Here is a 21,798-nt window from a genome sequence, read left to right on the forward strand (position 1 = left end):
TATCACTCGTTAAAGTGAAAAATCTGCTAAACGTGCGTTAGCAGCCAAGTCTTCATTAAGAATCGCTTCGCGACTCTGCTCAATCTGTTGCTGCCATGCAGCTTCGTCCCACAACTCAAATTTATTGAGCTGACCGACTAACATTGCCCGCTTATCCAAATTGGCATATTTGCGCAATGGGGTCGGTAGCAACATGCGACCATTACCATCGAGTTCACACTCATGGGCATATCCGAGCAATAATCTTTTCATCGCTCGTTCGGTAGGCTGTGTATCGGAAAGGGATGCGAGTTTAGCAGCTACCTTCTCCCATTCATGAATGGGATATAGCAGTAAACAAGAGGATTGAATATCTACAGTGATCACAAGTTGATTATTATGGCGGGCATGCAAGGTCTCACGGTATCGCTTAGGTATAGCGATCCGGCCTTTTGCATCTAGATTAATAGCGCTTGCCCCTGAAAACACCTTATATCATCCCTGTTGCTCTATAAAATATCCCACAAATATCCACATTTCCCCACAACAGCTAAGTTTAGGGATAGAACGCAAGGCTTGTCAAGGAAAGGCGCTTATTTAAAAATCCAGTAACCAAGCGGGCTAGCAGCCAATTTTGTTTCATTTCAACCAAAGCTGATAAAAGGGATTTATGTGGAGAATCGCAGCCTCTTGCGACTTAAAAAGTAGCAAAAACAGGCAGAAGAGTGGTGTAAAGTATGACAACTGAGACCATGTAGTGGACTTTTTACCCATAACGCTTGTGCTAGTAAAGGAAAGAATTAACTCAATAAACCACTCACCTCATAGAAGCTGCGCTAGAAATACAGAAAATATTAAACATAATTAATTAACTAACTAACTAACTAACTAAATTCATTTCCAGTTCTCGCTCACGACCTCCACACACAACAAACGGCTAAATTTTAACCGCGAGCTGCCGATATATAGGTAACCCCATTGAAAATGAGGAGCACTGAATGATTAGCTTAGATAGTGTTTACGCTATGCTTGCGAGGCCCGTCTCACCGAAGGTGAAGTCAAAGAAAAAAGTTAAAAAAATTGATAATAGTGCCCAGATAGCAGCGGATAGTCATGAGTCGCCACAGTCACAGCTACCACCACACTTAGAGAGGCGTACCTCTACTGACGATAGGCGTAAGAATCAGCAAATTGCTTATCAACTGGATCCTAGCCTCGAGCGAAGAAAAGGCTCAAGGCGGGATAAGTGCGTCCAAGAAGAGCAAGATCAAAAGTTAGAGCAAGAGCCATCACAGTCGAGCAAAGTCAGAGAGGATTCGGAGTCGACTCATACTCGAATAGACATCGATGTCTAACTTAGATCTCGCTGCAGTATTAACGAGTTCTGGCCACCGCACTAAGCCAACCTTGATACAGAGTTTCTCGTTTTTGCACACTGATCTGCGGTGTGAAGTTACGCTCGATTCCCGCCTTATTCTTTAGCTCATCGGTCGAATTCCAAAACCCTACCGCGAGACCCGCAAGGAACGCGGCTCCCAGCGCAGTGGTTTCAGTCAATTCCGGACGCATCACCTCAACATTGGTAATGTCCGCCTGAAACTGCATTAAGAAATCATTCGCCACCGCACCGCCATCGACCTTAATCTGCTTAAGCTCGACACAACTATCTTTAGACATGGCATCTAATAGATCGCGGCTCTGATAGGCTATCGCCTCAAGCGCCGCTCGGATAATGTGGTTACGATTAGCACCTCGGGTTAACCCCACTAACGCCCCTCTCGCCTCAGGATCCCAATAGGGTGCTCCCAACCCAACAAACGCAGGGATCAGGTACACGCCATTGGTATCTTCCACCTTTTTAGCGAAGTATTCGGTATCTTGCGCATCACGGATCAGCCCCAGCTCATCTCTAAGCCACTGCACCGTTGCGCCGCCCATAAATACCGAGCCCTCTAGCGCGTAGTTAACTCCGCCATCGGCACCGATCGCTATGGTGGTTAATAGTCCATGCTGAGATATAACGGCTTCAACACCAGTATTCATCAGCAGGAAGCAGCCAGTGCCATAGGTATTTTTCGCCATGCCCTCTTCGATACAGAGCTGACCAAACAGTGCCGACTGCTGATCGCCTGCTATTCCCGCAATCGCAATATGACTGCCTTCACCTGCGATTCGGGTATAACCATAAATGGCAGATGAGGGCTTAACTTCAGGAAGAAGTGACCGGGGAATATCAAACGCCTGCAATAGCTTTTCATCCCACTCTTGGGTATGAATATTAAATAACAGTGTACGTGAAGCATTAGTCGGGTCAGTGACATGCACCTTTCCCTCGGTAAGCTTCCACACGAGCCAAGTATCTATGGTGCCAAACAACAGCTCACCTTTTTCTGCTCGCTCACGCACACCTTCGACGTTATCTAAAATCCACTTTATTTTTGTGCCAGAGAAATAGGGATCGAGCAATAATCCCGTGGTTTGCTTAACGTAATCCTCAAGCCCCTGAGCCTTAAGTTCATCACAAATCCCACTGCTGCGACGGCACTGCCATACAATCGCGTTATAGACAGGCTTACCTGTTAGCTTGTCCCAAACAACCGTGGTTTCTCGCTGGTTGGTAATACCAATAGCCGCCACATCTTCACTGTGAATGTCAGCCCGAGCTAAGGCTTCGATAAGTGTCGAGCTTTGAGATGCCCAGATCTCCATAGCATCATGTTCTACCCAACCTGGTTGGGGATACATTTGACTAAACTCACGCTGTGAGCTGGCAACCATCTTGGTATCGTGATCGAACACGATCGCTCTAGAGCTCGTTGTCCCTTGGTCGAGTGCTATGATGTATTTCTTTGACACTGATGCTTTTCCTTATTGGCGGGTTTCTTTCAATAAGCCAATCTCTGGCTGAACGATTTCAGGGCTTACCACTTCTACCCAAGGCGTCTCATCACAGACATGGCTCGGATAGAACCATACTGCGTTAATTTTATCACCGCTTAACTGATAAATACCGAGACTACATTGGCTATGTAGCTCACCATCATGACGCCAAGTCACTTCCTCAACCGTACTCACGTAGTTCGCCGAAACCAAGATCTGCCTTAAGCTAGCCTTAGCATCTGTGAGGCTAGCAAAGTAATCGGTCATCGCTGCGCCAAGCTCCTGCTGAGTGGATGTTTCGATGTCCATCTTAGTTCCAGATAGATTAAACCAGTGCACATTTGGTGTCGTATGTTGTAGCAACTGCTCTACGCTATGGTTATTAAAGCCTTGGATAAACTGCTTTACTACCTGCACTGACTTAGGCTGCTTCTCTGCTGATTGCTGCTCTACAGCATTCGCCAGCGGTGATAGCGTCATAAATACAGAGCCTACGGCGAGTAACCAAATTTTGGGTTTCATGGTGAACCTCTTGTTTATTTCGATACGTTAGGAATAGGTATTAATAGCACAGCCAGGACATATAGACAGTGAAGCATCTTTCCAGCCAGGCCTTATCTTTTTACCATGAAACCGGACAACCAATCCAACTCAAGCGTAGCTTCGCCAAAGAGCAGGTACAAACCCTCTCCTATGCCGTCCATGACATTCGAGGATTCATAAATAGATAAGTACTTCCTGTACAAAAAAGCCCCGCTAATGCGAGGCTTTATTTACAACTTTTGAGTCTGAAACAACTTAGTTTTTATTTACAGCTGCCTCAAATCGTACGCTCAATTAGAAACGGTAAGTCGCTTGAACACCAACAAGGGCAATGCTGCCGCTAGTTGTGCCAGAGAAAGTACCGCCAAATGGCGCAGAAGATAGGTCAGAGTCGATACCTGGGCGCGGCTCAACTACTGGAGATTCATCTGCAAAAATATAGGTAAAGCCTAGATCCATGTCGAAGTTCTCGCTGAAGGCATAACCCATACCAGCACTTAACCATAAACGATCCATTTCTGGGATAGTTAGAGTACGGTTTGCATCAGATACGGCAGACTTATCGTAAGCCACACCACCGCGTAGAGAGACCTTCTCATTTAACTGATAAGTCGTACCCACTGCGAAACGGTAGCTATCTTTCCAGTTTTCCTGCTTAACCAATTGAGTTGGATTTGAAAGCGCAGGGATCTGTGCTTCTAGCTTTTCAAATGAACTCCAATCTGTCCAGTTAACACTAGCGTGAATGGCTAACTTGTCTGTTAACTGATGGAATGACGCTAGCTCAGCCGTTGCAGGTAAAGACAGCTCCATTGAACCATCTAGCTTCATGTTAGGGTCAAAAGGATTAAAGGCTAAACCGTTTGCTTCACCTTCAAGATTTAGATCCACAGCAGAACGATAGTTTAGGCCGATACGGTTGTTAGCATTGATCTGCCAAGCACCGCCTAACTGCCAGCCCCATGCCGTGTCATCACCTTCCATATACTTAAGGGTGGTGCCTTTTGGAAGAATCGCGTTACCTAACTCTGGTGGAAGAGTGACATCTGCAGAACTCTTAGCGCCAATACTACCTTCACCAAGAACGAAGCGAATACCAGCGCCAACACTGAACTGTTCGTTAATGCGGTAAGCCACATTTGGGTTAATTTCAACGGTAGTTACAGACGCTTCGTTACCAAACTGAGTGCCACGGAAACTATCATCTAGCTCAGTCGCCATACCGAAGTTACTACCAATACCTAAACCTAGGAACCACTGCTCATTTAACTGGTGTGAAACGTAGAAGTTAGGTACAACCGCATCACCAGCAATATCTTTTGCAGAAGTCGGGTTAACACCGTCAACGTATGTCACTTCACCGTTGATATCGATGTTTGGCATAACCAAAATCGCACCCGTAGTCATTTGCGTACCTTGAAGGTAAGTCAGCATCGCTGGGTTACGATTTTGCACTGCAGCGTTATCGGCCATCGCAGCTTCACCAGCATACGCACGACCTAATCCTGTTGCAGAGTATTCAGCTAATTGAAAACCAGCCGCTTGAACCTGTGTAACTGTCCCCAAAAGTGCTGTACTAACAGCAAGAGTAATTAAACGCTTATTCATTGGTCATCTCTAATTATGTTAACAAGAAGTAGAGTATTAACTCCACTTTTTAATGGCGGCGATTTTACAACTGCAGAATATCTTTACAAGTACTTTATAAAAAACAGCATAAAACACTACCAAATATAAGATAAAACAGGCTCAAACAGAGATGCGTCACATTTCAATAGAGAAACACGAGGTACAAACTCAGCATTTTCGTCGCTGAACATTGGTGAGACAGCTAAAGCAAATACAAATAATAAGCTTTAAATACAATGAGATAAAAACCAAAAACCACAAGAACAGGTGTACACCTATTTTACAGTCAATTTACAGCACAAATCACTAGCGCATTTCATCAAATCAAATGAAAGTTGAAAACCACAAATAAAAAACAATTAAAACAACAGTTAATACCAAGTCAAAACATAAGATAAGTAAAAGCCATTTAGATAAATATCTAAATGGCTTTTACAAAACACACTACTGGTACAGATGTACGCTAAATTACTACACTAATTATACTCTCCATTGCGGGATGCTTTTTTCATAATTAGCAATTGTATCTGCATGTGACAGGGTCAACCCAATCGCATCCAAACCATTGAGTAGGTTATGCCTTGCAGACTCGGCAATCTCAAAGTTAAATACGCTCCCCGAAGGTGACGTCACCGTCAGTGTCTCAAGATCGACATTGATCTCTGCCCCCTGCTGCGCTTCAACCTCCGCCATAAGCTGCTTTACCTCGGCATCGGTTAATCTAACTGGCAGCAAGCCATTGTTGATTGAATTACCATAAAAGATATCGGCAAAACTCGGCGCGATAATCACTTTTAGACCAAAATCGGCTAAGGCCCACGGTGCATGCTCTCTGCTTGAACCACAGCCAAAGTTTTCCTGAGATACAAGAATTGAAGCACCCTTATAGCGTGGCTTGTTCAGATTAAAATCTGGATTTGGCTTATCACCAGCATCATCTAAATAACGCCAATCATGAAAAAGGTGTATACCAAAACCGTCACGAGTCACCTTAGAGAGAAACTGCTTAGGGATAATCTGATCGGTATCCACGTTTGCACTATCAATAATAACCGCAAGCCCTGTATGTGAGATAAATGGTTGCATGTCCTGCTCCTAGTATGGTTTGCGAATATCAACAAAGTGACCGGCTACCGCAGCAGCGGCGGCCATAGCAGGACTCACCAAGTGAGTACGGCTGCCACGCCCTTGTCTGCCTTCAAAGTTACGATTACTGGTCGATGCACAGCGATCGCCCGCTTCCAACTTATCGTCATTCATCGCCAAACACATTGAGCAGCCCGGTAAGCGCCACTCAAAGCCCGCTTCTAAGAAGATCTTATCCAAACCTTCCGCTTCCGCCTGCTCTTTAACTAGCCCCGAGCCCGGTACCACAATGGCCTTAACGCCAGCAGCAACCTTACGCCCCTTGGCGTGAACTGCTGCAGCACGTAGATCCTCAATACGGGAGTTAGTACAGGAACCAATAAAGACTTTATTGATACTGACATCTGTCATCAAGGTGCCCGCGGTTAAGTCAACGTACTCTAGCGCCTTCTCGATACTGCTACGCACGGTGGCATTTCTGGCGTCTAATGGATTAGGCACTAATTGATCGATCGCAACAACTTGGCCTGGATTCGTTCCCCAAGTCAGCTGCGGCGCAATCTCTTTAGCATCTAGCACCACTGCTGCATCAAATACTGCCCCCTCATCTGTTTTTAGCTGCTCCCAAGCGGCAATGGCTTGGCTCCAGCCTTCACCTTTAGGTGCAAACTCTCGACCTTCTAGGTATTCGGCAGTTGTTGCATCTGGTGCTATCATGCCCGCCTTCGCGCCCATCTCGATGGCCATGTTACAGACTGTCATCCGTCCTTCCATCGACAAGGCTTCTATCGCCTCACCGCAGAACTCGACCACATAGCCTGTGCCACCATCCATACCTATCTTACCTATGATGGCAAGCACGATATCTTTAGCGGTGATCCCTGGAGCAACATGACCACGCACTTCTATCTTCATGGTTTTGGCTTTTAGCTGGCGCAGTGTCTGCGTCGCCATCACATGCTCCACCTCAGAGGTACCAATACCAAATGCTAACGCACCAAAGGCGCCATGAGTGGCTGTATGCGAGTCACCACAAACAATCACAGTCCCGGGTAGAGTAATCCCAAGCTCAGGCCCCATGACATGCACAATACCTTGGTTTTTATGATGAATATCGTAAAGGCGTACACCAAACTCTTTACAGTTTCGCTCTAAGGTTTCAACCTGAGTACGCGCCATTGGGCTTAGCGCCTCTAAACTGGCACTGGTGGTCGAAGTATTGTGATCCATAGTGGCGAAGGTTTTCTCTGGTGCACGTAACTTACGGCCAGCCACTTTTAAGCCACTGAATGCTTGCGGCGAGGTCACCTCATGCACTAAATGCCTATCGACATAGATAATCGGTGCTTCGCCTTCTGCTGCGACAACCACATGACTGTCCCATACCTTCTCATAAAGTGTCTTAGCCATGATTACACTCCCTCTCTTACTAGCCCAGAGATGTAATCCCCCATCTCATTGGTCGATTTGGCATTTTGACGCTCATCACTTGGCAGCAGTTCGCCTGTTAGGTAGCCGTCACTCAAGGCTTTCGCTACGGCATTTTCTATTGCCATTGCAGCCTCTTCCAGTTTAAGACTATGGCGCAGTAGCAAGGCTGCCGACAGGATCTGTGCCACAGGGTTGGCAATACCTTGACCCGCAATGTCTGGTGCGCTGCCGCCAGCGGGCTCATAAAGACCAAAACCTGAACTGTTCATGCTAATTGAAGACAATAAACCCATAGAACCAGTCAGCATGGCGATTTCATCGGAGATAATGTCACCGAAAAGGTTTGAGCACAGCATCACATCGAACTCGTCTGGGCGACGTAACAACTGCATGGTCGCATTATCGATATAAATGTGTTCTAGCTCGACATCAGGGTAATCCTTAGCAACCTCTTCAACTACTTCGCGCCATAGCACAGAGCAGGCCAGTACATTAGCCTTATCTACCGAAGTCACTTTCTTACGACGACCTTGGGCCGTCTCGAAGGCAATTTTTGCGATACGAGTGATCTCTTTGCGACTGTAGCGCATGGTGTCGAAGGCTTCTTCATTCTCACCTTCACCTTGGCGTCCTTTCGGCTTACCAAAATAGATCCCACTTGTCAGTTCACGAACACAGACTACATCGAAACCACGAGAAGAGATATCACTACGCAGCGGGGACATATGCTCAAGCCCGGCATGTAGTTTTGCTGGACGCATATTACAGAAAAGCTCGAAATGACCACGAAGAGGCAACAGCGCACCACGCTCAGGTTGATCATTTGGCGCCAAATGCTCCCACTTTGGTCCGCCCACTGAGCCAAATAAGATCGCATCTGCAGCTTCACAGCCTTTTAGGGTGGCCTCTGGAAGTGGACAACCATGATTATCGATAGCGGCGCCACCTACATCGTACTCAGAATATTCGATAGAAAGCGCAAAGCGCTCCTCTACCGCTTTTAACACCTTACGTGCTTCAGCCATCACCTCTGGCCCAATGCCATCTCCAGCCAGTACTGCAATCTGATAACTCATACTTCGGCTCACTCCTGTGGTTTATTCTTCAATTTTATTCTTTAACTGATATGTATTAGGTCGACTCGCCAGCTTACACGCCGCCGAACTCTTGCTTATTCTGTTTAATACGCTGCTTACAATCGGCAACCTTATCGGCGCGCCAAGTTAGGTTCATCACATGGATTAACGCCTTGGCCGATGCTTCAACCACATCGGTCGCAAGACCGACACCGTGGAAGTTTTGCTGCTGATAGTTAGCGGTAATATCAACCTGACCCAAGGCATTCTGCCCCTCGCCTTTTGCGCTTAATTGGTAACTAGTGATATTGATATCACAGCCACTGGCACGAGCTACAGCCTTATAGGCGGCATCGACAGGCCCATTACCCGTCGCGGCTTCGGTTATGGTTTCACCGTCGATCATGACTTTAACCGTTGCCGTCGCGCTGCCCTCAGTTGAGTCTGAGTGCACCACTAACTGCTGCAGTTTAAAGTGATCGTCCGTTTCAGCCTGCGCCTCCATAAAGGCCAGCGCCTCAAGATCGTAATCAAACACCTGACCCTTCTTATCAGCTAGCGCCAAGAACTCTTCATACAGCACATCCATATCGTAATCTTGCTCAGCATAACCAAGCTCTGTCATACGGTGCTTGATAACATGACGTCCAGAACGTGAAGTCATATTTAAGTTATTACGGTTTAAGCCAATACTTTCAGGCGTCATAATTTCGTAGGTATTTTGCGCTTTTAGCATGCCATCTTGGTGAATACCCGAAGAGTGGGTAAACGCATTAGCGCCAACGATCGCCTTATTAGCCTGAACCGGCATATTGCATAGCTGACTGACTAAGCTTGATGTGCGGTGGAGCTCTTTGGCGTTAATGCCCGTCTCTAGCCCTAACTCGCCTTTACGGGTCGATAAGATCATGGCGATCTCTTCTAGCGAACAGTTACCCGCACGCTCGCCAATGCCATTAACGGTACACTCGATTTGACGAGCACCATGCTGCACAGCGGTAATAGAGTTAGCAACCGACAAGCCTAAGTCATCATGACAATGCACCGAGATCACCGCTTGGTCGATATTGGGTACGCGATTAAACAGCGTCTGAATGATGCCGCCAAATTCACTCGGCACAGTGTAGCCCACTGTGTCGGGGATATTAATGGTGCGTGCGCCAGCCTTAATGGCTTCCTCTACCATACGACACAAATTGTCGATAGGCGTCCGCCCGGCATCTTCACAGGAGAACTCCACATCATCGGTAAAGCGGCGAGCATACTTTACTGCGCCAACCGCCATATCGAGCACCTGATCGAATGAGCGCTTCAATTTACTCTCAACATGAATCGTCGAGGTAGAGATAAAGGTATGAATACGGAACTGCTCGGCTACCGACAAGGCCTGCGCCGCGGCATCGATATCTTTCTCCAATGCCCGCGATAGTGCACATACACGGCTATTTTTAACAGTCTTAGCAATCGTTTGCACCGACTCAAAATCCCCTGGAGAGGAAACAGGAAAACCCACTTCCATCACATCGACACCTAGACGCTCTAACGCGAGTGCAATCTGAAGTTTTTCCTTAACCGTTAAGCTTGCTGCTAATGCTTGTTCACCATCACGTAGGGTGGTATCAAATATAATCACTCGGTTAGACATCTATCTCTCCATTGAACATCACTGTTCCGTTATGTGTTCACTTTGCTTGTTACGATTAAAATACAAAAAACCCCGCTCTATATGCGGGGTTTATTAATGCTGGCTTATTTTAAAGCGTATAGCACTAAGTCCTCCGCGCAGGATCTGCGAGAATGAGAATAAGGAGTCCTAGTAGTGCACTGAAATTATTAATCACTTTTTTATTCAACCTAATTAAATAAATATGCTCAACACCGCCGTTGAGTCGATTAATTTTTAACTTGCTTGGACATCGGTGTCAACCATAAATTCGCTTACTAAAGTTATTTTCAAGCTTATTATTGCTCATAAAAACCACCAAAAAGATAGAAAATGGCGCATAAATAAACTTACACGACTTTTTTCATCAATAGAGCAGGCATTATGCAGATATGTCGCAATATTCTCGCGCCTCAAGCTTTTTATGCATCTTTTATTTAGATTGGTTATAATGCGGCCCAAGTTGGAAAAAGCGGATAAGGATTCCCTACTGAAGCGTTTTAAAATGGACTTTCGCCTCATCACCCTCAGCTTTATGCTGTGGCTTTCGCCTGCGCATTCCTTAACTCTAGAGCAGCTAGACCAACTTAATATCTCAGTATTTCAATATCCCAGTGAAGCGTTAAATAGCATTAATGAGATAGAACAAAGCCTCCATACTAATTTAAATCCTAACGCCACTGCGTTACGCATAAATGCATTTAAGTGCGAAACCTATCTACAACTTGGTGAGAATGCGGCTGCATTAAACTTAGCCCGGCTCAATCAAGCAAAAGCGAAGCAATTAAGACTCGATGAAGCCCGCCCCTATTTTCTCAACTGTATGGCTCAGGCCTATCTGAATTATGGCAACTACCAGCAAGCATTACCGCTAATTCACTCGGCTATCGCCATGTCACGTCGCTTAGAGCAGCCTCAAGCACTCATTAATGGGTTATGGATCAGAAGTCAGCTTGACGCACAGGTACAACACAATAACACCGCAATTGAGGATCTACGCCTAGCGCTGGATCTCTACCCGCAAGTCAGTAAGCAAAATGAGCAGTGGTTGCTAACCCCCATTCCCTATTTAAATATTGCCATGGCGAAATTGATGATAAGGGTGGGAGAACCCAAAGAGGCACGACTCTTCTTAGATAGAGCGCTAACAGATCCACTCTCGGGAGGAAAAATAGCCCTGAACTTGTCGATAGATGCCGCTAAGATCGCTCAACTCAACCAGCAAACCGAGCTCAGAGAGGAGTACATTCAAGCTGCACGTAGCAAGCTAGCCGAGTTGGGCAGCTCATTTGAGCTCGCCAACGCCTATCAACAGATCGCCTTTATCGACTTTAGCAGTGGTAAATACAGCAGTGCAGAGCAGTTATTACGTCTCAGCATCAACACCTTCAAGAAAGAGGCGAATAACAATGCAACCATAGGGGCATTGCGTCTGCTGGCACAAGTCAATCTAGCTCAACACCAAGAGAAGTTAGGTCTTGAACAGATGAACGAAGCGATTGGGATCGCGAAACAGAAGAAGCTATATACAGATCTTAAGCTCTGCTATGCCGTACTGGCAAAATACTTCGCCACAAAGCAGAATTATAAACAGGCCTATGATTATCAGCAGAAGCAGTTTCAAGCGGCTGAAAATGAAACGCTATTTATTCAGAGTATCTGGCTCTCCTATTTAAAATCAGATCTGAGCCGTCAAAAGCAGCTCTCCTACGAACAACAAAAAGTCACTGCAACGGTAATGCCCAACCCGTTTTTACCTGACTCGGTGCTACCCGCTATATTGATTCTGTGTAGCTTTGCTACCTTTATCGCCTGGAGTCGTAAGCGCTCATCTAGAGCTAGCCAAGTAATTGATAAGTCCATTGCGATAAAGCCTAATTCGACAGGAGAGCAGAAGCTCGAAGAGATGCTCAATATCAGTAAGCAAGCGGGCTACCCTCTGTCATTACTGGTTCTCGATACCGGCGCAATGTTAAGTCGCGAGCTGCCAACAATGATTGAGCAGTTAAAGGCAAAGTTGAGAGAGCAGGATCTAGTCCAATTAGGATCTGAAAAACAGCTGCTCATCATGTTGCCTCACACATCAGAAGTGAGGGCTAATAATGTCATTAAGCAGTTATCGGGAACCGTTGCGCTATGGAAAAGTGACTGTAAAATCAATATTGGCCTTGCTAGCATGCAGCAATTTGACAGCTTACAGTCGATGATTAAGCGTGCCCAAATTAGTCAATTAAGAAGGCAAAAGCCTGTCAGCTAGGACTGATAACCGACTAGCCTTCAGCAAGGTAATCGGCAATTTCATCTAAGAACTCACCACCAAAACGCTCGAGCTTTCGTTCACCGACACCATTTACCGCGAGCATCTCCCCCGGACTGGTTGGCAATATAGCTGCCATTTCCGCTAACGTTGCATCGTTAAAGACTAAGTAAGGCGGCACATCTAGCTCCTCAGCCAGTGTACGACGCAACAACTTAAGCCTAGCGAATAGCTTACGATCGTAATTTAGCGGCGCACGAGGATTTGAACCTCGACGCTTAGTGGTTTGAATCACGATTCTCGGCTCGGCAAGCAGTAACTCAACTTCCCCTTTTAGCACCGCCCTTGCCGATGGGTTTAATGTCACCGAAGAACCACGGGTAATATCTTGATTGGCGAGGCCTAAATGGATCAGCTGACGAATAACACTGAGCCAATGCTCATGACTCTTCTCCTTGCCAATTCCCCATGTCGATAACTTGTCGTGGCCACGCTCAATCACGGTCGCCGACTTTGAACCACGCAGCACCTCAATCAAATGATTAATACCAAAGCGCTGACCAATTCGATAAATACAAGACAGCACTTTTTGTGCATCTTGAATCCCATTGTATTTCTTCGGCGGATCTAAACAAATATCGCAGTTACCACAGGCCTTTTGCGCACTCTCATCAAAGTAATGCAGCAACACTTGGCGACGACAGGTCTGCGCCTCGGCAAAAGCAGCCATGGTATTAAGCTTATGAAACTCTACCTGCTGCTGTGGCCCTGGCTCTGATTGCTCAATCAGATGTCTGACCCGGCCAATATCGGCAGGATCAAACAGCATTAATGCCTCAGAATCTAAGCCATCTCGGCCTGCACGACCAGTTTCTTGATAATAGGCCTCTACGCTCTTAGGGATATCGTAGTGCACCACGTAGCGCACATTCGACTTGTTAATCCCCATACCAAACGCCACAGTGGCTACCACTATGTCTAACTGATCTTTAAGAAACTTATCCTGAACTTCCGCACGCTCTTCTTGAGTCTTACCCGCATGATAAGCCTCGGCTTGATAGCCCTGCAGGCGAAGACGCTCGGCGACCTCATCCACTCTGCGGCGACTACTGCAATAAACGATGCCACTACTGCCGTTTTGCGCTGCAATAAACTGACGCAATTGATTAGCAGCATTGAGCTTTTCAGCCACGGTATAGCGGATATTGGGGCGGTCGAAACTGGTCAGTAAAGAGTGTGGCGTAATGGTTAGTCGTTCACAGATATCGGTTCGCGTTGCCTTATCAGCTGTCGCTGTCAGTGCCATAATAGGCACCTGAGGAAACTGCTGCCGTAAACGGCCTAATGCGGCATATTCAGGCCTAAAGTCATGCCCCCACTGGGAGATACAGTGAGCCTCATCGATAGCAAACAGCGAGACATTGAGCTCATGTAGCCTGTCGATAAAACTCGCCTGTAGCAGACGCTCCGGTGACACATACAGCAGCTTAAGCTCGCCATAGCGCATCTTTTGTAGCACCTGCAGACTCTCCTCTCTTGGTTGCGAGGAGTTTAGGTAAGCAGCCGAGACACCAGTCTGGATAAGACTGTCCACCTGATCTTTCATCAAGGAGATCAAGGGAGAAACCACCACTGTCAGGCCCGGCAAGACGAGAGCGGGTAATTGATAACACAGGCTCTTACCGCCACCAGTTGGCATGATCACCAGACAGTCTTGTCCCGCACAGATCTGCTCAATCACCTCCCTCTGACCCTCTCTGAAAGTACGGTAACCAAATACCGACTGAAGGGTGGAAGATAACTGATCGACTGAATTATCGAGCGCGGCCTGATCCATAGTGAACCTGTGTTAAAAATAGGGTCGACTATTCTAATTGAGCGTGAGGCTATTGTCTCTCTAGATTGTCGTTACTGAATAAATTTTGAGCTTGCATCATCCTATCTATTAGCGATAGATTAAATACTCTAATAGGATTACTTATGACATAGGGACGCTAAATGAGTCAGCAAATTCAGCAAGAAACATTACGTAGAGTCGCCGAGATTTTTGACCAGCACGTCCCGTTTCATAACCTATTGGGTATGGATATTAAGCGCTACGATATGGATGGCGTCGAGATTCAAGTGACCATGAAGCCTGAGCTGATTGGTAATATCCACCAGCAGATCCTCCATGGTGGAGTAACGGCAACCGTGCTTGACGTTGTTGGCGGCCTCACCGCTTTTTCTGGCCTAGTTGCCAGTCGAGATGATTGGACAATTGAGGAGCTAGAACAGCGGATTAAAACCTTAGGTACCATAGATCTGCGAGTGGACTATTTACGCCCCGGTCGTGGCGAAATTTTTACAGGCACAGGTACGGTAATCCGTGCTGGCAATCGGGTATCGGTTTCTAGGATGGAGCTTCACAACGAAAAAGGTGACCATATCGCTTTTGGTACAGGCACTTACATGGTGGGCTAATCCATAGTGATTAGCCATCGCTAACCTTTTCAACGGCTGTCAGTATAACTTTCCTCTCTGTCAGTTTGGCATAACAGCAACCAACCCAACGAAAGCACTTGGTCGGCTTGAGTCTGTTGCTCTGGGGGACTACAATCTGCGGCTACTTTCCTATTTAGCACATTCCAATGCAAGAAATTGAATACCGTAAAGGCATAGTCTATGCAATTTGCGCCTATACACTTTGGGGATTTGCCCCCATTTATTTTAAATTGCTTGATAACGTCTCTGCTGCCGAGATCTTGCTACACCGAGTGATCTGGTCATTTTTCTTTGTCACTATTTTAATCGCGCTATTTGGTGGTTTTGCTCGTCTACGTCACCTACTTAAGCAACCCAAGCAGCTTGCGGTACTGTGCGTAACTTCACTGCTTATCGCAGGCAACTGGCTACTATTCATCTGGGCGGTCAACAACGACCATATGCTCGACGCCAGTTTAGGTTACTTCATTAACCCCTTGGTGAATGTTAGCTTAGCGATGATATTCCTCGGCGAACGCTTGCGTAAACTACAATGGGCAGCAGTCGCACTTGCAGCAACTGGCGTCATGATCCAGCTGATCTCTTTTGGCTCTATTCCGCTAGTGTCACTGGGTCTTGCCTGCTCCTTTGCCTTTTATGGTCTGCTACGTAAAAAAGTCAACGTGGATGCCAAGACAGGCCTATTGGTTGAGACTGCAATTTTACTGCCTATCGCACTCGTCTATCTGTTTGCTAACGTCGGTGATTCACTCACCCACTTAATAAACAATGATCTACAGCAGAACCTATTACTTATGGCTGCGGGTGTTGTTACTACGGTACCGTTGATCTGCTTTGCCTCCGCTGCCGTTAGGATCCCATTTTCAATGCTGGGCTTTTTCCAATACATAGGCCCAAGCATCATGTTTATCCTTGCTATCGTCTTGTTCAACGAACCTTTCGATGCAGAAAAAGGCATTACCTTCGCTTTCATCTGGGCGGCACTGTTTCTGTTCACGATCGATATGTTCTATAAACGAAAGCCTAAGCTATAACGCCTAACAAAAAAGCGAACCTTATTTGGGTTCGCTTTTTTATCGCTGTCGACTCAACAACTTATCCGGCTCTTGTAGACTCAAAATGATCCAGTATCCACGTAGTGTTGGGATCATCACCAAATTTTGTTCTTCGCTCATTGCGACAAAGGCTTTTTGTTTATTAGACAATCTAAACCAACCTAATTGATAACCAGCCATCCCGACACCATTTTGGCGAAAATCGAGTTTTAAATCGGGCTCCCGCTGCCAGTCGAGACGTTTAATGCCTTTTATCTCCACCTCAGAAAGTGGCAGAGTCATCGGATAAAAGGGGACATCAAGGGTTAACATCTCCTCGCCAATAATCAGTTTAGAATCATCTGCCTTATAGAACACCCAACTGAACGCAAACAGTGTGAGCATGAGTAAACCAATGCTAATGATTTTACTGATATTGGGGAGCGTACTGAAGTAGATAAAAGTCAACAAGCCGACTAAAATCGCAAACAAAGCAATGAAGCTCCAGTAACCCGTCGACGTGAGTGGTGCCAGTGCATAAACCTGAGACATGGGCGCTCCTAATTATACCAATCAGTATAAATATTTGGTCGCTCAGCGAGAGTTTAGCGGCACTGAGACAAGGTCATTAAGTGCTCCTCGGTAACTGCTCCTGCGTTACTCTACCTCCTATATCCATATAGTCGTGCTTTAATGACATTCACCACATCTGACCTCCATGGATGGAGGAAATGTCTTATGTATGTCTGGAACATACAAGACCATGTGGTTTGCAACGAGTGAAGAGCATAGTTGAACTAGGGTTAAGCTCCCTCTTTGTTTATTAAGAGTCACAGTATCAGAGCCGCTAAAACTCGCCATTCTGGAGCGTTTTTGGCTGCCTACTTCTGCGTTGAACAACTTCACAAGGGAGCAACCATTCTTTCAGTTATTCGCCTTGAATTAGTTTGCCAAAAACGTTCTGAGTAGACCAACTTCTTATACTGATTGGTATTAGCTATGGCATCCAGATTTTTAGATGGCAACACTCTCTGTCAGCCTGTAAACCCTTCCTCCACATGACTTATAAGTCTAGCGCTAATATCTTCGATTTGCGTTGATAGTTATACAGTTGCTTTTTCTTCTCTGGCAGCGCTTCGACCTCGACCATATTAAATCCATGCTCCAAGAACCAGTGAATACTGCGGGTCGTTAACGCAAACAAGCGCGAATAGCCTCTCACTCTTGCCTGACCAATAATATTTTGCAGTAGCAAGCTGCCTCTATCGGCATCGCGATAATCAGGATGCACCACAAGACAAGCAAACTCGCCCGCACTATCCTCTTCAAATGGATAAAATGCCGCGCAGCCAATAACCAAGCTATCGCGCTCAATCAACATAAACTGCTCGATCTCCATCTCTAGCTGCTCGCGTGAACGCCGCACTAAGATCCCTTTCTGCTCTAGCGGACGAATGAGGTCTAATATGCCACCGATATCGCTAATCGTTGCTCTACGCAGGCGTTCGGCGCTTTCGGTCACAATCTGCGTGCCGATACCATCGCGGGAGAAGAGCTCTTGCAACAGCGCACCATCGTCGAGATAGCTAACAAAGTGGCAGCGACTGACCCCATTACGACAGGCATCGATACTGGCCTCCAAGAAAGCCTTAGTGCCAACACATAATGGAGAGACCTCGGGGAATTCATTTAATATTTTTTGCGCTTCGGTGGGCATCAACTCCGGGACAACCTGACCATCGCTATCCAAAATACCTTTCTGAGCGCTAAAGCCTATCATCTTGTCTGCTTTGAGTTTTATTGCAATCTGGGTGGCAACCTCTTCAGCAGTAAGATTAAAGCTCTCACCCGTCACTGAGGCCGCTACAGGGCCAAGTAATACGATACCACCACTGTCGAGCTGACGCTTAAGGCCCTGACTATCGATACGACGCACCTTACCGCTAAGGCAATAGTCGACACCATCCTCGACTCCCAAAGGCTGAGCAATCACAAAATTACCACTGATCACATTGATCTGCGCGCCCTGCATAGGCGTGTTACTTAGGCTCATCGATAGCCGTGCAGTAATATCCAGATGCAAGCCTCCAACCACTTGCTTGATGACTTTAAGCGCATCTTCTTCAGTAACTCTCACGCCATTATAATATTCGGCAGCCAAACTGCGCTCGGCCAACGCTTCATCGATCTGCGGCCTAGCACCATGAACAAGCACTATCTTGATCCCAAGGCTGTGCAGTAGCGCAATATCGTTGATGATGGCGCGAAACTGTTGCTGTGCGATAGCCTCGCCAGCCAACATCACGACGAAAGTTTTCCCCCTATGGGCATTCACATAGGAAGCGGAATGACGAAATCCATCAACAAGTTCTGTGGTACGCACGCTAAATCACCTTAAAATAAATAGATATTCACCCGAACGACTAATCTTCACCGACTCAGTCAGCAACTTCAAGCAATCATATTGCATTTAAATTCACTTAAAAAGCATTTATTTTCACTTCAGGTGTTTTATTGAGTTTTACGCAGGCTGGTTTATCGCTGTGATGTAACAAACAAAGGAGAGAGTACTCATAGATACAGAGCATCAACTTGATGATTATGAGAGGGGAAAGGCGAGAAAACAGTGAATTTCAGACAAAAAAAAGCCTCTATAAATAGAGGCTTTTTCCAGATGCTTAAACAAGTAATTACTTGATTTTAGCTTCTTTGTACATAACGTGCTGACGAACAACTGGATCAAATTTCTTGATTTCCATTTTTTCAGGCATGTTACGCTTGTTTTTTTCAGTCGTGTAGAAGTGACCAGTGTTAGCGCTAGAAACTAGCTTGATCTTCTCACGATTACCTTTAGCTTTAGCCATGGTTTATTACACCTTCTCGCCGCGGGCACGAAGTTCAGCAACAACAACTTCAATACCTTTCTTATCGATGATACGCATACCTTTAGTAGATACACGTAGCTGTACGAAACGCTTCTCGTCTTCTAACCAGAAACGGTGGTTCTGTAGGTTAGGTAAAAAACGACGACGCGTTGCATTCTTCGCGTGCGAACGGTTGTTACCAACCATTGGTCGCTTGCCAGTTACTTGGCATACTCTTGACATGTCAATCTCTCCAAAACAATATTTAACGCTCGAGCATTAATGCACCTCGAACACGGCCGTCGCCTGAGGCACACAACAGAGGGCGCATTTTATACAGGATCTAAAATCAAAGATCAAGGGATAGTTAATCTATCCATCCCCGTTCAGCAAAAGAAACGATCTCTCGATCGCCCACAACCATATGGTCCAACAAGGGAACATCGATGGTTTGTAGGGCTTGTTTCAATCGCTCAGTAATTCGTCTATCGGCTGTACTAGGCTCTGCAATTCCAGAGGGATGGTTGTGACACACGATCACAGCCGCAGCCTTTCTTTCAAGCACCAAGCTCACCACATCACGCGGATAAACCGATGCCGAATTGATGGTCCCCCTAAATAATTCAACGAATTGAATCACTCTATGCTGACTATCTAACAGTAAAATAGCGAACACTTCGTAGGCACGATCAGACAATTGTCTCATTAAATAGTCCCGAGTTAAATCAGGATCAGATAAAATTTTTCCTCTTTGTAGTTTTTCTTGCGAAATTCGCGTGCCTAACTCCACTGCAGCCTGCATTTGCGCGAACTTAACAGGACCTATTCCATCTAGTCGACAAACTTGCGTCTGAGACGCGTTAAGCAAGCCTCTAAGGCCGCCAAACTCATTTATCATGGTTCTCGCCAGCTCTACAGCAGTAAAGCCTTTTAAGCCCACTCTGAGCAAAACTGCTAATAATTCAGCATCAGATAACTGTTTTACCCCTTGGCTCAATAATTTTTCTCGCGGCGCCTCGCCCTCAGGCCAATCCTTTATCGCCATACAACCTCCCTGTTGTTTTTATTATGTTTGAGTATGGTCTAGATTTTCTGAAGTTGTTCATCACCATTTTGCAGTTTGTGATATCTTAGCCCAACCTCTGCTGCGTGATGAAAACCATCATCGCCAACATGATTATGAAAAAGAGTTAAGTATGGGTCTCAATAACAAAAAGGTACTACTGGGTATTGGCGGCGGCATTGCCGCATACAAGTCGGCCGACCTGGTACGTAAGTTAAAAGAACGCGGCGCCGATGTCCGTGTTGTTATGAGTCAAAGTGCGCAGGAGTTTATTACCCCGCTAACTTTGCAGGCGCTATCAGGCCATCCGGTAGCAACCGATCTGCTTGATCCTACTGCCGAAGCCTCGATGGGACATATCGAGCTAGCACGTTGGGCTGACTTAGTCATCATTGCTCCAGCAACGGCCAATCTTATCGCTCGCATTAATGCGGGCATGGCCGATGAGCTAATCACCACCACCTGCTTAGCTACCGAAGCCCCAGTGGTGCTTTGCCCTGCTATGAACCAACAGATGTATCGCAATAGCGCAACGCAAGCCAACTTAAAGCAAGTGGCAGAGCGTGGACTCCACATCTGGGGGCCTGAATCGGGCTCACAAGCTTGTGGCGAAGTGGGCCCTGGCAGAATGCTTGAGCCTGTGACTATCGCAGACAAGGCGGTCGATTTCTTTGGCCCTAAACTTTTGCAAGGCATGTCGCTGCTGCTTACCGCTGGCCCGACCCGCGAAGCTATCGATCCGGTGCGTTATATCTCCAACCATAGCTCTGGCAAGATGGGCTTTGCGCTCGCCAAAGCTGCGGCACAGATGGGCGCAGAGGTCACGCTAGTTGCCGGTCCCGTCAATCTAGCGACCCCTAACGGCGTCAATAGAGTTAACGTTGAGTCGGCTCAAGAGATGCTCGATGCGGTGATGCCACGGGTTGAGAAAAACCAAATATTTATTGGCTGCGCTGCCGTTGCCGATTACCGCATAGCAGAAGTAGCGGAGAGTAAAATTAAGAAATCTGCCGAACAGATGCAACTTGCGCTAGTGCGAAATCCTGATATCTTAGCCAGCGTTGCCAGCCACGCATCTCGACCTTTTACCGTTGGATTTGCAGCTGAAACCAATGATGTAGAGCAATATGCACGCGGAAAGCTGACTCGTAAGAAGCTCGATATGATTGCCGCTAATGACGTATCAAATAGCGCCATTGGCTTTAACAGTGACTCTAACGCACTCAGCGTATTTTGGAGTGATGGTAGCACCGACCTACCCGCTGTCGATAAAGATACTTTAGCCAAGCAATTGCTTACTCTAATAGCGAACAAAATAAAAAACTGATGAAAACACCAATCGAATTAAAGATTTTAGACTCACGTATCGGTACCGAATTCCCACTACCCGCTTATGCCACCCCAGGCAGTGCAGGTATGGATCTTCGTGCCATCACTGATACCAAACTGGTCATTCAGCCGGGTGAAACTGTGCTGATCCCAACAGGTATCGCCATTCATGTGGCAGACCCAAGTCTAGCCGCGGTAATTTTACCGCGTTCGGGTTTAGGCCATAAGCACGGCATCGTTCTCGGTAACTTAGTTGGACTGATCGATTCAGACTACCAAGGACCATTAATGGTCTCTTGCTGGAACCGTGGCAGTGAGCCTTTTACGATCGAAATCGGTGACAGACTCGCGCAGCTGGTATTTGTACCGGTTGTTCAGGCTGAATTTAAACTTGTCGATGAGTTTGATCAGTCAGATCGCGGCGCAGGTGGATTTGGCCACTCAGGAACCAAATAACTGATTGGGTAACTTTTTACCCAA

20 protein-coding genes are annotated in these 21,798 nt (G+C 46.5%); 6 read left to right on the plus strand and 14 right to left on the minus strand.

Going from position 1 to position 21,798, the window contains the following annotated elements:
• Positions 1-9: 9 nt before the first annotated feature.
• Positions 10-468: a division/cell wall cluster transcriptional repressor MraZ gene (gene mraZ / locus JMA39_RS15220; RefSeq protein ID WP_202722713.1), complete on the minus strand. Its 459-nt coding sequence runs from the start codon at positions 466-468 to the stop codon at positions 10-12.
• Positions 469-977: 509 nt separating this feature from the next.
• Here mraZ and JMA39_RS15225 point away from each other — a divergent pair.
• The gene (locus JMA39_RS15225) at positions 978-1,334 is read left to right on the plus strand and encodes a hypothetical protein (RefSeq protein WP_202722714.1); all 357 of its coding nucleotides are present in this window, start codon (positions 978-980) and stop codon (positions 1,332-1,334) included.
• A 19-nt stretch (positions 1,335-1,353) separates the two neighbouring features.
• On the opposite strand, the gene glpK is transcribed toward JMA39_RS15225, so the two are convergent.
• The 7 genes from glpK to leuA form a co-directional block, all read right to left on the minus strand.
• A complete protein-coding gene (gene glpK / locus JMA39_RS15230; RefSeq protein ID WP_202722715.1) occupies positions 1,354-2,835 on the minus strand; it encodes a glycerol kinase GlpK in 1,482 nt (493 codons plus the stop codon).
• A 12-nt stretch (positions 2,836-2,847) separates the two neighbouring features.
• The gene (locus JMA39_RS15235) at positions 2,848-3,381 is read right to left on the minus strand and encodes a nuclear transport factor 2 family protein (protein ID WP_202722716.1); all 534 of its coding nucleotides are present in this window, start codon (positions 3,379-3,381) and stop codon (positions 2,848-2,850) included.
• Positions 3,382-3,696: 315 nt separating this feature from the next.
• On the minus strand, positions 3,697-5,010 hold the full coding sequence (locus JMA39_RS15240) for an outer membrane protein transport protein (RefSeq protein WP_202722717.1): 1,314 nt from the start codon (positions 5,008-5,010) through the stop codon (positions 3,697-3,699).
• Positions 5,011-5,511: 501 nt separating this feature from the next.
• Positions 5,512-6,117: a 3-isopropylmalate dehydratase small subunit gene (gene leuD, locus JMA39_RS15245; protein WP_202722718.1), complete on the minus strand. Its 606-nt coding sequence runs from the start codon at positions 6,115-6,117 to the stop codon at positions 5,512-5,514.
• Between the two features lie 9 nt (positions 6,118-6,126).
• On the minus strand, positions 6,127-7,527 hold the full coding sequence (gene leuC, locus JMA39_RS15250; protein ID WP_202722719.1) for a 3-isopropylmalate dehydratase large subunit: 1,401 nt from the start codon (positions 7,525-7,527) through the stop codon (positions 6,127-6,129).
• A gap of 2 nt (positions 7,528-7,529) precedes the next feature.
• Positions 7,530-8,624, minus strand: a complete 1,095-nt coding sequence (gene leuB, locus JMA39_RS15255; RefSeq protein ID WP_202722720.1) for a 3-isopropylmalate dehydrogenase — start codon at positions 8,622-8,624, stop codon at positions 7,530-7,532.
• 73 nt (positions 8,625-8,697) lie between these two features.
• On the minus strand, positions 8,698-10,269 hold the full coding sequence (gene leuA / locus JMA39_RS15260) for a 2-isopropylmalate synthase (RefSeq protein ID WP_202722721.1): 1,572 nt from the start codon (positions 10,267-10,269) through the stop codon (positions 8,698-8,700).
• Between the two features lie 523 nt (positions 10,270-10,792).
• Between leuA and JMA39_RS15265 the strand changes: the two genes are divergently transcribed.
• Positions 10,793-12,544, plus strand: coding sequence for a tetratricopeptide repeat protein (locus tag JMA39_RS15265; protein WP_202722722.1), 1,752 nt, complete (start codon positions 10,793-10,795; stop codon positions 12,542-12,544).
• 13 nt (positions 12,545-12,557) lie between these two features.
• Here JMA39_RS15265 and recQ read toward each other — a convergent pair whose 3' ends face one another.
• On the minus strand, positions 12,558-14,381 hold the full coding sequence (gene recQ, locus JMA39_RS15270) for a DNA helicase RecQ (protein ID WP_202722723.1): 1,824 nt from the start codon (positions 14,379-14,381) through the stop codon (positions 12,558-12,560).
• Positions 14,382-14,542: 161 nt separating this feature from the next.
• On the opposite strand from recQ, the gene JMA39_RS15275 reads away from it, so the two are divergent.
• A complete protein-coding gene (locus tag JMA39_RS15275; protein ID WP_202722724.1) occupies positions 14,543-15,007 on the plus strand; it encodes a thioesterase family protein in 465 nt (154 codons plus the stop codon).
• A 167-nt stretch (positions 15,008-15,174) separates the two neighbouring features.
• Positions 15,175-16,062, plus strand: a complete 888-nt coding sequence (gene rarD / locus JMA39_RS15280) for an EamA family transporter RarD (RefSeq protein ID WP_202722725.1) — start codon at positions 15,175-15,177, stop codon at positions 16,060-16,062.
• Between the two features lie 39 nt (positions 16,063-16,101).
• Here rarD and JMA39_RS15285 read toward each other — a convergent pair whose 3' ends face one another.
• The 5 genes from JMA39_RS15285 to radC all read right to left on the minus strand — a co-directional run bounded on the left by JMA39_RS15285 (position 16,102) and on the right by radC (position 19,971).
• A complete protein-coding gene (locus tag JMA39_RS15285) occupies positions 16,102-16,614 on the minus strand; it encodes a hypothetical protein (RefSeq protein ID WP_202722726.1) in 513 nt (170 codons plus the stop codon).
• Between the two features lie 511 nt (positions 16,615-17,125).
• On the minus strand, positions 17,126-18,445 hold the full coding sequence (gene argA / locus JMA39_RS15290) for an amino-acid N-acetyltransferase (RefSeq protein ID WP_202722727.1): 1,320 nt from the start codon (positions 18,443-18,445) through the stop codon (positions 17,126-17,128).
• Between the two features lie 307 nt (positions 18,446-18,752).
• Complete coding sequence (rpmG, locus tag JMA39_RS15295; RefSeq protein ID WP_012275560.1) at positions 18,753-18,926, minus strand: 50S ribosomal protein L33; 174 nt, start codon at positions 18,924-18,926, stop codon at positions 18,753-18,755.
• Between the two features lie 6 nt (positions 18,927-18,932).
• Positions 18,933-19,169, minus strand: a complete 237-nt coding sequence (gene rpmB, locus JMA39_RS15300) for a 50S ribosomal protein L28 (protein WP_028769274.1) — start codon at positions 19,167-19,169, stop codon at positions 18,933-18,935.
• Positions 19,170-19,293: 124 nt separating this feature from the next.
• On the minus strand, positions 19,294-19,971 hold the full coding sequence (radC, locus tag JMA39_RS15305; RefSeq protein ID WP_202722728.1) for a RadC family protein: 678 nt from the start codon (positions 19,969-19,971) through the stop codon (positions 19,294-19,296).
• A gap of 151 nt (positions 19,972-20,122) precedes the next feature.
• Here radC and coaBC point away from each other — a divergent pair, with 151 nt between their 5' ends.
• Both coaBC and dut read left to right on the plus strand, forming a co-directional pair.
• Positions 20,123-21,316 carry a bifunctional phosphopantothenoylcysteine decarboxylase/phosphopantothenate--cysteine ligase CoaBC gene (gene coaBC / locus JMA39_RS15310; protein ID WP_202722729.1) on the plus strand — a complete coding sequence of 398 codons (1,194 nt, stop codon included), beginning with the start codon at positions 20,123-20,125 and terminating at the stop codon, positions 21,314-21,316.
• A complete protein-coding gene (gene dut, locus JMA39_RS15315; protein WP_202722730.1) occupies positions 21,316-21,774 on the plus strand; it encodes a dUTP diphosphatase in 459 nt (152 codons plus the stop codon). Before coaBC ends, dut begins: the two co-directional genes overlap by 1 nt.
• Positions 21,775-21,798: the final 24 nt, after the last annotated feature.

This window comes from Shewanella schlegeliana (assembly GCF_016765635.1).
GTDB lineage: Bacteria > Pseudomonadota > Gammaproteobacteria > Enterobacterales > Shewanellaceae > Shewanella > Shewanella schlegeliana.